The sequence below is a fragment of the Streptomyces anthophorae genome (assembly GCF_049310305.1).
Classification (GTDB): Bacteria; Actinomycetota; Actinomycetes; order Streptomycetales; family Streptomycetaceae; genus Streptomyces.
In genome coordinates, this window is sequence record NZ_JBLWQQ010000001.1 from 2185990 (window position 1) to 2199089 (window position 13100).

Annotated in this window: 12 protein-coding genes; 3 read left to right on the plus strand and 9 right to left on the minus strand. The window is 72.7% G+C overall.

All coding sequences use genetic code 11. The features are described from left to right. Nucleotides 1–30: 30 nt before the first annotated feature. The 3 genes from uriH (at nucleotide 31) to ACNYS0_RS09825 (ending at nucleotide 3122) form a co-directional block, all read left to right on the plus strand. Nucleotides 31–996 carry a uridine-preferring nucleoside hydrolase UriH gene (gene uriH, locus ACNYS0_RS09815; protein ID WP_422472380.1) on the plus strand — a complete coding sequence of 322 codons (966 nt, stop codon included), beginning with the start codon at nucleotides 31–33 and terminating at the stop codon, nucleotides 994–996. Next, nucleotides 993–2435, plus strand: coding sequence for a uridine transporter UriT (gene uriT, locus ACNYS0_RS09820; protein WP_422472382.1), 1443 nt, complete (start codon nucleotides 993–995; stop codon nucleotides 2433–2435). The genes uriH and uriT overlap by 4 nt, the downstream gene beginning before the upstream one ends. An 81-nt stretch (nucleotides 2436–2516) precedes the next feature. Continuing rightward, nucleotides 2517–3122, plus strand: a complete 606-nt coding sequence (locus ACNYS0_RS09825) for a dihydrofolate reductase family protein (RefSeq protein WP_422472384.1) — start codon at nucleotides 2517–2519, stop codon at nucleotides 3120–3122. Here ACNYS0_RS09825 and ACNYS0_RS09830 read toward each other — a convergent pair. From ACNYS0_RS09830 to ACNYS0_RS09870, 9 genes are all read right to left on the minus strand, one after another. Then, nucleotides 3119–3619, minus strand: a complete 501-nt coding sequence (locus ACNYS0_RS09830; protein ID WP_422472386.1) for a methylated-DNA--[protein]-cysteine S-methyltransferase — start codon at nucleotides 3617–3619, stop codon at nucleotides 3119–3121. The genes ACNYS0_RS09825 and ACNYS0_RS09830 overlap by 4 nt on opposite strands. A 12-nt stretch (nucleotides 3620–3631) precedes the next feature. Next, entirely contained in the window at nucleotides 3632–5098 is a 1467-nt protein-coding gene (locus ACNYS0_RS09835; RefSeq protein ID WP_422472388.1) for an AlkA N-terminal domain-containing protein, read from the minus strand. Between the two features lie 100 nt (nucleotides 5099–5198). After that, nucleotides 5199–5744 (minus strand): O-acetyl-ADP-ribose deacetylase, encoded by a 546-nt coding sequence (locus ACNYS0_RS09840; RefSeq protein ID WP_422472390.1) that lies wholly within the window; start codon nucleotides 5742–5744, stop codon nucleotides 5199–5201. Further along, complete coding sequence (locus tag ACNYS0_RS09845) at nucleotides 5741–7159, minus strand: phytoene desaturase family protein (protein WP_422472392.1); 1419 nt, start codon at nucleotides 7157–7159, stop codon at nucleotides 5741–5743. Before ACNYS0_RS09845 ends, ACNYS0_RS09840 begins: the two co-directional genes overlap by 4 nt. Nucleotides 7160–7368: 209 nt before the next feature. Continuing rightward, entirely contained in the window at nucleotides 7369–8226 is an 858-nt protein-coding gene (locus ACNYS0_RS09850; RefSeq protein WP_422472394.1) for an inositol monophosphatase family protein, read from the minus strand. A gap of 98 nt (nucleotides 8227–8324) precedes the next feature. Then, entirely contained in the window at nucleotides 8325–10154 is a 1830-nt protein-coding gene (locus ACNYS0_RS09855; protein ID WP_422472396.1) for a gamma-glutamyltransferase family protein, read from the minus strand. Nucleotides 10155–10162: 8 nt separating this feature from the next. Then, nucleotides 10163–11212 (minus strand): ABC transporter ATP-binding protein, encoded by a 1050-nt coding sequence (locus tag ACNYS0_RS09860; protein ID WP_422432740.1) that lies wholly within the window; start codon nucleotides 11210–11212, stop codon nucleotides 10163–10165. After that, nucleotides 11209–12234 (minus strand): ABC transporter ATP-binding protein, encoded by a 1026-nt coding sequence (locus ACNYS0_RS09865; protein ID WP_422472398.1) that lies wholly within the window; start codon nucleotides 12232–12234, stop codon nucleotides 11209–11211. Before ACNYS0_RS09865 ends, ACNYS0_RS09860 begins: the two co-directional genes overlap by 4 nt. Beyond that, the gene (locus ACNYS0_RS09870; protein WP_422482557.1) at nucleotides 12231–13097 is read right to left on the minus strand and encodes an ABC transporter permease; all 867 of its coding nucleotides are present in this window, start codon (nucleotides 13095–13097) and stop codon (nucleotides 12231–12233) included. Before ACNYS0_RS09870 ends, ACNYS0_RS09865 begins: the two co-directional genes overlap by 4 nt. Nucleotides 13098–13100: the final 3 nt, after the last annotated feature.

The following is a 13100-nucleotide window of genomic DNA, read 5'->3' on the forward strand; positions in this document are numbered from 1 at the left end:
TTCGTAACCAGAGCAAAGGGGCTCGTACCGGTGGCCAGGAAGATCATCCTCGATTGCGACCCGGGTCATGACGACGCGGTCGCGATGCTGCTCGCGCACGGCAATCCCGACATCGACCTGGTCGCCGTGACCACCGTCGTCGGCAACCAGACCCTGGAGAAGGTGACGCGCAACGCCCTCTCCGTGGCGGCGATCGCCGGAATCACCGGGGTGCCGTTCGCGGCGGGCTGCCCGCGGCCGCTGATCCGTACGATCGAGACCGCGCCCGAGATCCACGGCGACACGGGCCTCGACGGACCCGCGCTCCAGGACGCCCTCTTCGAGCTCGACGAGCGGCACGCGGTGGACCTGATCATCGACACGGTCATGGCGCACGAGCCGGGCGAGATCACCATCGTGCCGACGGCCGGTCTCACGAACATCGCCATGGCCGCACGCAAGGAGCCGCGCATCGTCGAGCGGGTGCGCGAGGTCGTCCTCATGGGCGGCGGCTACCACGAGGGCAACTGGAGCCCGGTCGCCGAGTTCAACATCGTGATCGACCCCGAGGCCGCGCACATCGTCTTCAACGAGCCGTGGCCGGTCACCATGGTCGGCCTCGACCTCACCCACCAGGCGCTCGCCACCCCCGAGGTGGAGAAGAAGATCGCCGCGGTGGGGACCAAGCCCGCCCGGTTCGTCCTCGAACTGCTCGAGTTCTTCCGCGAGGCCTACCGCGAGAACCAGGGCTTCGAGCACCCGCCGGTGCACGACCCGTGCGCCGTCGCGTACGTCATCGACCCGAGCGTCATGACCGTCCGCAAGGCCCCCGTCGACATCGAGCTGCGCGGCTCCCTCACGCTCGGCATGACCGTCACCGACCTGCGCGCGCCCGCGCCCGACGACTGCCACACCCAGGTCGCCGTCGACCTCGACCACGAGAAGTTCTGGAACCTCGTCGTCGACGCGCTCGCCCGTATCGGTGAGCCCGACGGGAACGGGGCGCCCGCAGCATGAACGTCGCCGCCTCCCCCCACTCCTCGGCCGGCGGCCCCGACGCGCGGCGCCCGGTCCGGATCGGCGCCCTCATGGTCGCGCTGCTCGCGGCCAGTTTCGCCTTCCAGCTCAACGCCTCGATGCTCAGCCCGGCGCTCGCGACGATGGCGGACGAGCTGGACACCACCGCGTCCGCGATCGGTGTCACGCAGACCGCGTTCTTCACGGCCGCCGCGCTGTTCTCGCTCTTCCTGCCGCGCCTCGGCGACCTGATCGGCCGCCGCAAGGTGCTCACCGGGATGATGGTCCTGATGGCCGTCGGCTGCGTGATCTCCGCGCTCGCGACCTCCGTCGGGATGCTCGCCGTGGGCCGTGTCATCCAGGGCGCGTCGGGCCCGACGATCCCGCTCGCGCTGATCATGCTGCGCGTCGAGGTCCCGGACCCGAAGCGGTACGGCACCCTCATGGGCGTCGTCACCGCCGTCAACGGCGGCATCGCGGGCGTCGACTCGTTCGCGGGCGGCTCGCTCGCCGAGCACTACGGCTACGCGTCGATCTTCTGGGTCATGACCGCCTTCGCGGTGCTCTCGGCCGTGCTCGTGCGCGCCTTCGCTCCGGAGTCCCGCGCGAGCGAGCGGCCACCCATGGACTGGCCGGGCGTGCTGCTCCTGGTGATCTCCGTCGGCGCGCTCCTGATCGCCTTCAACGAGGCGGGCAAGCTGGCCGCAGCGAACTGGCCGCTCGCGATCGGCCTCCTCGTCGTGGCAGCGCTCGCGTTCTGGGCGTTCTGGCGCATGGAGAACCGCTCCTCGCACCCGCTGGTCACCACGCATCTGCTGAAGCGGCGCGCCACCTGGTCGCTGCTCCTGTCGACGATGCTCACCATGACCGGCGTCTTCGCGATCATGAACGGGCTGCTGCCCGGCTTCGCGCAGGACACCTCGGTCGGCCTCGGCCTGGGCGCCGAGGGCGCGACCTGGTGGACGCTCACCCCGTACGCGCTCGCGGGCCTCGCCATGGGCCCGATCTCGGGGCGCCTCGCGGCGACGTTCGGTTACGGCCGCATCCTGCGCACCGGCCTGATCGCCACGGCGGTCTCCACGGTCCTGGCGCTGCTGACCCTCCAGACGGACTCGTCGGCACTGCTCCTCGCGGTGTCGATCCTGCTGGGTGTCACCTACGCGGGCATGGCCAACATCATGCTCAACGGCCTCGGCATCGTGCTCTCCCCGCCCGAGAACCCCGGCTTCCTGCCGGGCCTCAACGCGGGCTGCTTCAACCTCGGCGCGGGCCTCAGCTTCGTGGTCCTGTACGCGGCGATGGACTCCGTCGCCCCGGCCGACGCCACCTCGGTCGGCGGCTACAGCGCCGGTGTCGTGGCGGGGCTCGTGCTCATCGTGGCGGCCCTGTTCACGTCGCTGCTGATCCCGAAGCCGGTGCACGCGGAGGCCACGGACTGAAACGCGGATCGCGGTGCGCGCGCCCCGTCCGTCCGGCAGGCTGAGGCAGCGACCTGCCGACCTACGAAGGAGCGGTGCTCGATGAAGCTGGTGGTGCAGCAGTTCCTGACGCTGGACGGGGTGTCGCAGGGGCCCGGCTTCCCCGACGAGGACACCAGTGACGGATTCACGCGCGGCGGCTGGTTCGTGCCGTACGTGGACGAGGAGTTCATGGGGATCGCCGAGGACTGGCTCGGCCGGGCGGACGGGCTGCTGTTCGGACGCCGGACGTACGAGAACTTCGCGCGGGACTGGCCGACGATGACCGACCACCCCTTCGCGAAGATCATGAACGGTCTGCCGAAGTACGTCGCCACCCAGAGCCCGGCCGGGGCCGACTGGAATCCGACCACGATCCTGGCGGGCAACATCGCCGCCGAGGTCGACGCGATCAAGCGGCAGCCCGGCCGTGAGCTGCAGATCCACGGCAGCTCACGGCTCGCCCAGTCACTGCTCGCGGCAGGCCTCGTCGACGAGCTGCGCCTCGCGATCGCCCCGGTCGTGATCGGCCGGGGCCGCCGCCTGTTCCCGGACGGCGGCACCCCGGCGGGCCTGCACCTGATCAGCCAGCGCTCGACGGCAAGCGGACTGTCCGTGCACGTCTTCGAGACGGCCGGGATGCCGGCGTACGGGGTGTACGAGAGCTAGAACAGGGCGTCTGCCGGACTTCCGTGGCGCTCGAAGGCCAGCAGGCGGCGCTTGCGGTCGAGGCCGCCGCCGTAGCCGGTGAGGTCGCCGTTCGCGCCGATGACGCGGTGGCAGGGAACGATGACGCCGACGGGGTTCTTGCCGTTGGCGAGGCCCACCGCCCGGGAGGCGGCCGGCTTGCCCAGCGCCTCGGCCAGCTCCCCGTACGTACGGGTCTCGCCGTACGGGATCCGCTGGAGCTGCGCCCAGACCGAGCGCTGGAACGGGGTGCCGTGGAGGTCGAGCGGCAGGTCGAACTCCCGCAGCTCGCCCTCGAAGTAGGCGTTCAGCTGGTCGATCGCCCGCCCGAACGGGCGGTCGTCGCGGATGCCGAAGGTCTCCTGCGGCGGGCGGTGGCGCTGGTCTGTCATGTAGAGGCCGGAGAGCATGTCGTCGGTGGCCACGAGGGTGAGGGCGCCGTAGGGGCTGTCGATCACCGTGTGGTGGATCTGCTGCATGAGTGGATTTCCTTACGCGGGAAGGAAGTTGATCGGGTGGCTTTCGGTCGCCCACAGGTACTGGGTCGCGTACGCGCGCCAGGGCCGCCAGGCCGCCGCCCGGGCGGTCAGTGCCGCCGGGGTGTGCGGCAGGCCGAGCCCCTGGGCCGCGCGGCGCATGCCGAGGTCGGTGGGCAGGAAGGCGTCCGGGTCGCCGAGGGCGCGCATGGCGATCGCCTCGATGGTCCACGGACCGAAGCCGGACAGCTCGGCGAGCCGGGCGCGGGCCTCCTCCCAGTCGGATTCCGGGCCCAACTTCAGCCGCCCGTCGGCCAGTTGATGTACCAGGGTGGTGAGGGTCGCCCGGCGACTGCGGGGCAGCGCCAGCGATTCCGGGTCGAGGGAGGCGAGGGCCGCCGGGGACGGGAAGAGGTGGGTGAGGCCGCCCTCGGGGTCCTCCACGGGCTCACCGTGGGCGAGGACCAGGCGGGCCGCGTGGGTGCGGGCGGCGGCCGTGGAGACCTGCTGCCCGAGCACGGCACGTACGGCGAACTCGGCCTCGTCGACGGTGCGCGGCACGCGGCGTCCCGGCGCCTTGTCGACCAGTGGCGCCAGGAGCGGATCGGTGCGGAGCTGCTCGTCGACCGCCACCGGGTCCGCGTCGAGGTCCAGCATGCGGCGGCAGCGGCTGATGGCCACGGTGAGGTCACGCTGGTCGGTGAGGATCAGGCGGCAGGCGATGTGGTCCGCGCCGGGCGTCAGACCCACGATGCCGTGACCGTACGGGAGGCGGAGCGTGCGCCGGTACGCACCGTCGCGCCACTCCTCCACGCCGGGTACGCCCGTCGCGGCGAGGTGGCCGAAGAGGTTGTCGGGGTTGAGGGGTTTGCGGAACGGCAGCCGCAGGGCGAGTACGCCCTGGGTGCTCGTCCGCCCCTGGGGCACGCGCGTCCGCAGCTCCGTCGGCGACAGCGCGTACACCTCGCGGACCGTGTCGTTGAAGGTGCGGATCGAGGAGAATCCGGCGGCGAACGCCACCTCCGAGAGCGGGAGTCCGGTCGTCTCGATCAGGATGCGCGCCGTCTGGGCGCGCTGCGCGCGGGCCAGGGCGAGCGGGCCCGCTCCCAGCTCGGCGAGGAGCTGCCGCTCGATCTGGCGGGCGCTGTAGCCGAGGCGGTGGGCCAGTCCGGGGACACCCTCTCGGTCCACGACGCCGTCGCCGATGAGGCGCATGGCGCGGGCCGTGAGGTCGGCGCGCTGGTTCCACTCCGGGGAGCCGGGGCTGGTGTCGGGGCGGCATCGCTTGCAGGCCCGGAATCCGGCCTGCTGGCAGGCGGCGGCGCTGGGGTAGAAGCGCATGTTGCGCGGCTTGGGCGGCACGACCGGGCAGCCGGGGCGGCAGTAGATGCGAGTGGTCACCACGGCGGTGAAGAACACTCCGTCGAAACGGGTGTCCTTGGCCTGCACGGCGCGTACGCAGCGATCGGTGTCGGTGTGCATGCCTTTAGGTTCGGGCAAGGTGGGCGGCTTGGCTGGCGGAAATTCGACATGTACGTCGACCGTGGTTGCGGTCGCGGGGCTCTGCCCCGGACCCCGCTGCTCAATCGCCGCAGGGGCTTGATTGGCCGGAGCCGCCCGAAAGGGACCGCTCGAACGCCTCACGCGCCCCGTCGTCGAAGAGGACGAAGCGGATCTCCTGCACCGACGTGGGTGTCGTGCGGGCCGTCTCCACCGCGATCCGCGCCCCGTCCTCCAGCGGCCAGCCGTAGATCCCCGTCGAGATCGCCGGGAACGCCACCACGCGCGCGTGCAGCTCGTCGGCCACGCGGAGCGATTCGCGGTAGCAGGAGACGAGGAGGGCCGAGCGGTCCTCCGTGGGGGACCAGCGCGGGCCCACCGTGTGGATCACGTGGCGGGCCGGGAGGCGGCCGGCCGTCGTGGCGACCGCCTGCCCCGTGGGGAGGCCCTTGCCGTAGCCGGAGGCGCGCAGGTCACGACAGGCCGCCAGGATTTCCGGGCCGCCCCTGCGGTGGATCGCTCCGTCCACTCCCCCGCCGCCGAGCAGCGAGGAGTTGGCCGCGTTGACGATCGCGTCCACCTCCTGGGCGGTGATGTCGCCCTGGACCAGCACGAGTTGAGCGCTCATGACGCGCGCAGCCTCCTCCACACCGCCTTCGCGGCGTTGTGGCCCGACATGCCGTGCACTCCCGGTCCCGGTGGGGACGCCGAGGAGCAGATGTACACGGCGGGGTGCGGGGTGGTGTACGGGGAGAGGGAGAGCTTGGGGCGCAGCAGGAGCTGGAGGCCGCTGGCCGCGCCGGAGGCGATGTCGCCGCCCACGTAGTTGGCGTTGCGGACCGCGAGTTCGGGCGGGCCCGCCGTCGCGCGCGCGAGGACGAGGTCCCTGAACCCCGGGGCGAAGCGCTCCAGTTGGCGTTCGATGGCGTCGGTGAGGTCGCCGTCCCAGCCGTTCGGCACGTGGCCGTACGCCCAGAACGTGTGCTTGCCCTCGGGCGCGCGCGAGGGGTCGGCGACCGTCGGCTGCACCGTGATGAGGAACGGCGCCTCGGGGCCGCGGCCCTCGCGCGAGGCCTCGTTCAGGGCCCGGCCGATGTCCGAGCGGTACGGGCCGACCTGTACCGTCCCGGCCGTGCGGGCCTCCTTCGCGGTCCACGGCACCGGTCCGTCGAGTGCGTAGTCGACCTTGAAGACGCTCGCCCCGTACCGGAAGCGGTCGTAATAGCGGCCGAGCCCGGCGATCCGGGCGACCGCCGTCGGCGACGTGTCGAAGATGTAGGCGCGGGCCGGCGGCAGGTCGTCGAGCCGCTTCACCTCGTAGTCGGTGTGGACGGCGCCGCCGAGGTCCTTCAGGTATCCGGCGAGCGCGTCGGAGATCGCCTGGGAGCCGCCGCGCGCGACCGGCCACCCGCGCGCGTGCGCGGCGAGGGCGAAGACGAGGCCGATCGCGGACGTCGCGAAGCCGGACAGCGGCGCGATGACGTGGGCGACGAGGCCCGAGAGCAGCGCCTGGGCCTTCTCGTCGCGGAAGCGGCGCATCATCCAGGTCGACGGCGGCAGGCCGACGAGGCCGAACCGGGCGAGGGTGACCGGGTCGCGGGGCAGCGCGCTGAGCGGCAGGGACATGAAGTCCTTCACCAGCGTGTCCCAGTGCGGAAGCAGCGGTTCGATCAGGCGCCGGTAGGTGCCCGCGTCGCGCGGCCCGAAGGACGCGGCGGTCTCGGCGACGGACCGGGAGAGGACGGCCGCGCTGCCGTCGGGGAACGGGTGTGCCATGGGCAGTTCGTGCTGGACCCAGTCCAGGCCGTAGCGCTCCAGGGGCAGGTTCCTGAACGCCGGGGAGTTGATGCCCAGGGGGTGCGCGGCCGAGCACGGGTCGTGACGGAAGCCGGGGAGCGTCAGCTCCTCGGTGCGCGCGCCGCCGCCCACCGTCCCCTCGGCCTCGAACACGGCAACGGAGAAGCCGCGCCTGGCCAGTTCAACGGCTGCGGTCAGCCCGTTCGGCCCCGCACCCACCACGACGGCATCGAGCATCGACGGCACCTTCGGACTCCTTCGTCAGCCGATGGCCACTGCTCGCACAGGATATGCCGGGCCACCGACAACGCCGCTCCGCGGGTCACCGTGCGGCCCGGCCGACAAATCAAGCCCCGCCGGTGGTTGAGACATATCAAGCCCCGCCGGCGATTGAGGCGCGGGGTCCGGGGCAGCGCCCCGAGTCCGCAACCACGGCGCCGGTCGACAGACCCGGCTCAGCCCGCCAACAGCCCCGCCACCCGCCGCGCGGCATCCGCGTCCCGCGCCGCCGTGAACGGCAGCGCGTTCCCACCTCGGATCGAGAACGGGATCCCGTCACGCGTGAGGTGTGCGCCACCGGCCTCCTCGACCAGCAGGATCCCGGCCGCGTGGTCCCAGGCCAGCTCCCAGCTGAACGCGACGGCGTCGACGGCGCCCCGGGCGATGCCCAGGTACTCCAGGCCCGCGGAACCGCACGGGCGCGGCGCGACACCGTCCGTGCGCAGGCCGAGGAGCGCGCGCTTCTGCTCTTCGGTCGTGAAGTCGGGGTGCGAGGTCGCGACCCGCAGGTCGGCGCCGGGCGCCGGGGGCCCCGCGTGCAGCACCTCGCCGTTGAGCCGCGCGCCGCGGCCGCGGACCGCCACGGCCATCTCGTCGAGCGCGGGCGCGTACGTCCAGGAGGCGAGCACCACGCCGTCGAGCGCGAGGGCGACGAGGGTGCAGAAGCCGGGGTCGCCGTGCACGAACTGGCGGGTGCCGTCGACCGGGTCGACGATCCACACCGGGGCGGAGCCCTGGATCGTCTCGTACGAGGCCGGGTCCGCGGCGACCGCTTCCTCGCCGACCACGACGGAGCCGGGCAGGAGGGCGGCGAGCTCGCGGGTGAGGAACTCCTCGGCGCGCTTGTCGGCGACCGTCACGAGGTCGTGCGGCGCGCTCTTCTCCTCGATCTCGGCGGCGTCGAGCCGCCGGAAACGCGGGGTGATCTCGGCTGCGGCGGCGGCGCGGACGACGTCCTCGACGTCGGTCAGGAGCTTGTGGTTGATGTTCTGGGTCAGAAAGTCTTCGATGCTTTCCGTCTTCGTTTCGATCATGACTCCATGAGAACACACCCCACTGACAACGCCCCCACGGCGGATGAACGGGAGGTGGCCCCCGGATGATTTCCGGGGGCCGCACTCCGCGTGACCGGTCAGCGACCGACCGCGTATCCCTGCATGCCGCGCGGGTTCGCCGCGGCCGACAGGACGCCCGTGCGCGGGTCGCGGGCGACGGCGCACAGCCGGCCCTCGGACCAGGCGTCGCCGACCGTCACGTCGTGGCCGCGGCGGCGCAGCTCGGCGACGACCTCCGCGTCCATGCGGGACTCGACGGTGACCGAGCCCGGCCGCATGCCGCGCGGGAAGAAGGAGCCGGGGAACGAGTCGTTGTGCCAGTTCGGGGCGTCGATGGCACCCTGGAGGTCGAGCCCGCCGCGCACCGCCCCGCGCAGCGCCACCGCCAGGAAGAAGTGCACCTGCCACTGGTCCTGCTGGTCGCCGCCGGGGGTGCCGAAGGCCATCACCGGAACGCCGTCCTTCAGGGCGAGCGACGGGGTGAGCGTGGTGCGGGGGCGCTTGCCGGGCGTGAGCGAGTTCGGCAGCCCCTCCTCCGGCCAGGCCATCTGGAGGCGGGTGCCGAGCGGGAAGCCCAGCTCGGGGACGACCGGGTTGGCCTGGAGCCAGCCGCCGGAGGGCGTGGCGGCGACCATGTTGCCCCAGCGGTCGACGATGTCGATGTGGCAGGTGTCACCGCGGGTGGCGCCGTTGGCGGACACCTCCTCGTCCGAGGACGACTTCTGCACGGTGGGCTCCCCCGCGCCCGCGACCCCCATGGCGTCGAAGCCCTCCTCCCCGGAGGCGACGGCGTGGGCGTGCGCGCTCAGGCGCGGCTCGGCGCCGAGCGGGCTGCCGGGACGCAGCTCGTGGGAGGCCTTGTCCGGGTCGACGAGCGCGCGGCGCTCGGCGTTGTACGCGTCCGAAAGGAGCGCGTCCACCGGGACCTCCGCCGCGTCGCCGTACCAGGCCTCGCGGTCCGCCATCGCGAGCTTGCAGCCCTCGATCAGCAGGTGGACGTAGTCGGCGGACCCGTAGGCGGGCAGCTCGGGCGGGAGCAGGGAGAGCTGCTGGAGGAAGGCGGGGCCCTGGCTCCAGCCGCCGGCCTTGCACAGCGTCCAGCCGTTCCAGTCGTACGTCGCCGGGGCCTCGTAGGACGCCGACCAGCCGGCGAGGTCCTCCGCGGTCAGCGTGCCGACGTGGCGCTCGCCGCTGGTGTCCATCGTGGGCCGCTGCGACTGGCGGACCAGGGCCTCGGCGACGAAGCCCTCGCTCCACACCTTCCGGGCGGCCTCGATCTGGGCCACACGGTCGGCCCCGCCGGTCTCCTCGGACTCGGCTATGAGGCGCTTCCAGGTGGCGGCGAGCTGCCGGTTGCGCAGCAGCTCACCGGGCTTGGGGGCCTTGCCGTCGACGAGGTAGACCTCGGCGGACGAGGGCCACTCGGTCTCGAAGAGCTCGCGGACGGTCTCGACGGTCTCGCCGACGCGCTCCACGGGCGCGTGCCCGTCCTCGGCGTACCCGATGGCGTACTTGAGGACCTCGGCGAGGGTCTTGGTGCCGTGGTCCTTGAGGAGCAGCATCCAGGCGTCGAACGCGCCGGGCACGGCGGCCGCGAGCGGTCCGGTGCCGGGGACGAGGTCCAGGCCGAGGGACTTGTAGTGCGCGACGGTGGCGCCCGCCGGGGCCCCGCCCTGCCCGCACAGCACCCGCACCTCTCCCCCGGTCGGCGCCAGGATGATCGGCACCTCGCCCGCGGGCCCGTTCAGGTGGGGCTCCACGACGTGCAGAACGAAACCGGCGGTGACGGCGGCGTCGTACGCGTTGCCGCCGTCCTCCAGGACGGCCATCGCGGACTGGGAGGCGAGGTAGTGCGTGGAGGACACCATGCCGAAGGTGCCCTGGAGGGTCGGGCGGGTGGTGAACAAGGAGGCTCCTAGCTGGTGGCGGTGCGGGTGTTGGGGATCGTACGAGACGCTGCCGACAGCGCCTCCGGCGGCGCGGAGGCGGCGTCCGGGGCCGTGCCGTCCTCGGCGACGAGGTGGCAGGAGACCTCGCGGCCGCCCTCCAGCACCCGCAGTGCGGGGACCTCGGTGCGGCAGCGGTCGACGGCGAGCGGGCAGCGCGTGTGGAAGCGGCAGCCGGCGGGCGGGGCCAGCGGGCTGGGCAGCTCGCCGCTGAGGACGATGCGCTCGCGGCTGCGCTGCGTGGCCGGGTCCGGGACGGGCGCCGCCGAGAGCAGCGCCTGCGTGTACGGGTGCTTGGGATCGGCGAACAGCTCGCGCGTCGGCGCCAGTTCGACGATCTGGCCGAGGTACATGACCGCGATGCGGTCGGCGAGGTACTCGACGGCCGCGAGGTCGTGCGTGATGAACAGGCAGCCGAAGCCGCGGTCGCGCTGAAGATCGGCCAGCAGGTTGAGGACCGAGGCCTGCACGGAGACGTCGAGCGCGGAGGTCGGCTCGTCGGCGATCAGCAGGTCCGGTTCGACGGACAGGGCGCGCGCGATGGAGATGCGCTGGCGCTGACCGCCGGAGAGTTCGTGCGGGTGCCGGTCGGCGTGCTCGGGGCGCAGCCCCACCTGGTCGAGGAGTTCGGCCACACGCGCGCGTGCCGCCTCGCCCTTCGCGATGCCGTGCAGCTTGAGCGGCTCGGCGATGATCTGGCCGACCGTCATCCGCGGGTCGAGCGAGGACGACGGGTCCTGGAAGACCAGGTGGAAGTCCTTGCGCAGCGGCCGCAGGGCGCGCCGCGACATGGTGGTCACGTCGGTGCCGTTGATGCGCACGGTGCCGCCGGTCGGTTCGTCGAGGCGGACGGCGCAGCGCCCGACGGTCGACTTGCCGCTGCCGGACTCGCCGACGAGGCCGACGACCTCGCCGCGCCCGACGGCCAGGGAGACGCCGTCGGCGGCGCGCACGGTGCCGCCGGAACCCGCGAAGTGCCGCTCCAGGTCGATCAGTTCAAGCACGGGCTCGGGGCTCATGACGCGGTCTCCTGGAGGGTGTGCGGGTGCCAGCAGGCGGCGCGGTGCGGGGCGTCGGCCCCGGCGTCCGCGGCGACGGCCTTGAGGCCGGGACGGCTCGACGTACAGGTGTCGTCGGCGCGGGCGCAGCGCGGCGCGAACGTGCAGGCGTCGGGCTGGGAGTCGAGGCTCGGCACGAGGCCGGGGATCTCGGGCAGCCGCCGCTTGCCCTCGCCGCCGGGGCGAAGGACGGCGGAGAGCAGCCCGCGCGTGTACGGGTGCTTGGGGTCGTCGAACAGCTCGTCCACCGGGGCCTGTTCGACCGGGCGGCCCGCGTACATGACGAGCACCCGGTCGGCGGTGTCGGCCACCACGCCGAGGTCGTGCGTGATCAGGACGATGGCGGTGCCGAGCCGCTCGCGCAGCGATTGCAGCACCTCCAGGATGCCCGCCTGCACGGTGACGTCGAGCGCGGTCGTCGGCTCGTCGGCGATGAGGACGGCGGGGTCGCAGGCGACGGCGATGGCGATCATGACGCGCTGGCGCATGCCGCCGGACAGCTGGTGCGGGTACTCGTCGACGCGCTCGGCCGGGGCGGGGATACCCACGAGGTCGAGGAGTTCGACGGCACGCGCGCGTGCCTGCTTCTTGTTCAGCCCCTGGTGGCGGCGGAGCACCTCGCCGATCTGGCGCCCGATGGTGAGCACCGGGTTCAGGGACGTCATGGGCTCCTGGAAGATCATCGCGATGTCGTTGCCGCGGATCTTCCCGTACGCCTTGTCGTCCGCGCCCGCGAGTTCCTTCTCGCCGATCCTGACGGACCCCGTGATGTGCGCGGTGGGCGGCAGGAGCCCCATGACGGCCATGGAGGTGACGGACTTTCCGCAGCCCGACTCCCCCACCACGGCCAGTACTTCACCGGCGCGCAGGTCGAAGGAGACCTGGTCGACGGCGTGCACGGTGCGGGTGTCGGAGCGGAAGGAGACCGACAGGTCCCGGACGCTGAGGACGGGTTCGGACTCCGGGGAAACAAGGTCGCTCATCGGGTCGCTCCACGGGGGTCGAGGACGTCGCGCAGGCCGTCGCCGAGCAGGTTGAACGCCAGCGTCGCGGCGACGACCGCGAGGCCGGGGAACACCGCCATCCAGGGCGCCTGCGCGAGGAAGGACTGGGCGGAGGACAGCATCACGCCGAGGGACGGCTCGGGCGGCTGCACGCCGAGGCCGAGGAAGCTGAGCAGGGCCTCGCCGATGATGGCGGTGGGGATGCCCACGGTGGCCTGCACGATCAGCGCCGAGGTGGCGTTGGGCAGGATGTGCCGGAACAGGACGGTGCCGTCGCCGCCGCCGTTGGCGACGGCCGCGGCCACGTAGTCGACGTGCTTGAGGCGGAGCGTCTCGGCGCGGGAGATGCGGATGACGGCCGGGATCTGCGAGATGCCGATCGCGATGGTCGCGTTGGTGAGCGAGGGGCCGAGGACGGCGGCGAGGCCGACGGCCAGGACCAGGAACGGGAAGGCGAGCATCGTGTCGGTGACGCGGGAGACGACGCTGTCGGCGACCTTGCCGTAGTACCCGGCGAGCAGCCCGAGCGGGACGCCGACGACGAAGGCGAGGACGACCGCGAGGACACCGACCTGCATCGAGGCGCGGGCCCCGAACACGACGCGGGACAGCTGGTCGCGCCCGAGGTCGTCGGTGCCCAGCCAGTGCGCCCAGCTCGGCGCGGCGAGCACGTCGTCGAAGTTGGCGCGCGACGGGTCGTACGGGGCGACGAGCGGCGCGAACAGCGCGGCGAGCACGAACACGGCGGCGATGACGGCGCCGGTCATGGCGAGCTTGTTCTTGCGCAGGGCGCGCAGCTTGGCGTTCCCGGCGGCCCGGGCGCGTATTCCTGTGAGAGCCAGCGT

Excerpts from the sequence above, each read along its gene's own strand:
- ACNYS0_RS09840 (WP_422472390.1), bottom strand. The coding sequence starts at position 5,744 with ATGAGCGCTCAACTCGTGCTGGTCCAGGGCGACATCACCGCCCAGGAG.
- ACNYS0_RS09835 (WP_422472388.1), bottom strand. The coding sequence starts at position 5,098 with ATGCACACCGACACCGATCGCTGCGTACGCGCCGTGCAGGCCAAGGAC.
- ACNYS0_RS09850 (WP_422472394.1), bottom strand. The coding sequence starts at position 8,226 with ATGATCGAAACGAAGACGGAAAGCATCGAAGACTTTCTGACCCAGAAC.
- ACNYS0_RS09830 (WP_422472386.1), bottom strand. The coding sequence starts at position 3,619 with ATGCAGCAGATCCACCACACGGTGATCGACAGCCCCTACGGCGCCCTC.
- uriT (WP_422472382.1), top strand. The coding sequence starts at position 993 with ATGAACGTCGCCGCCTCCCCCCACTCCTCGGCCGGCGGCCCCGACGCG.
- ACNYS0_RS09825 (WP_422472384.1), top strand. The coding sequence starts at position 2,517 with ATGAAGCTGGTGGTGCAGCAGTTCCTGACGCTGGACGGGGTGTCGCAG.
- ACNYS0_RS09860 (WP_422432740.1), bottom strand. The coding sequence starts at position 11,212 with ATGAGCCCCGAGCCCGTGCTTGAACTGATCGACCTGGAGCGGCACTTC.
- ACNYS0_RS09865 (WP_422472398.1), bottom strand. The coding sequence starts at position 12,234 with ATGAGCGACCTTGTTTCCCCGGAGTCCGAACCCGTCCTCAGCGTCCGG.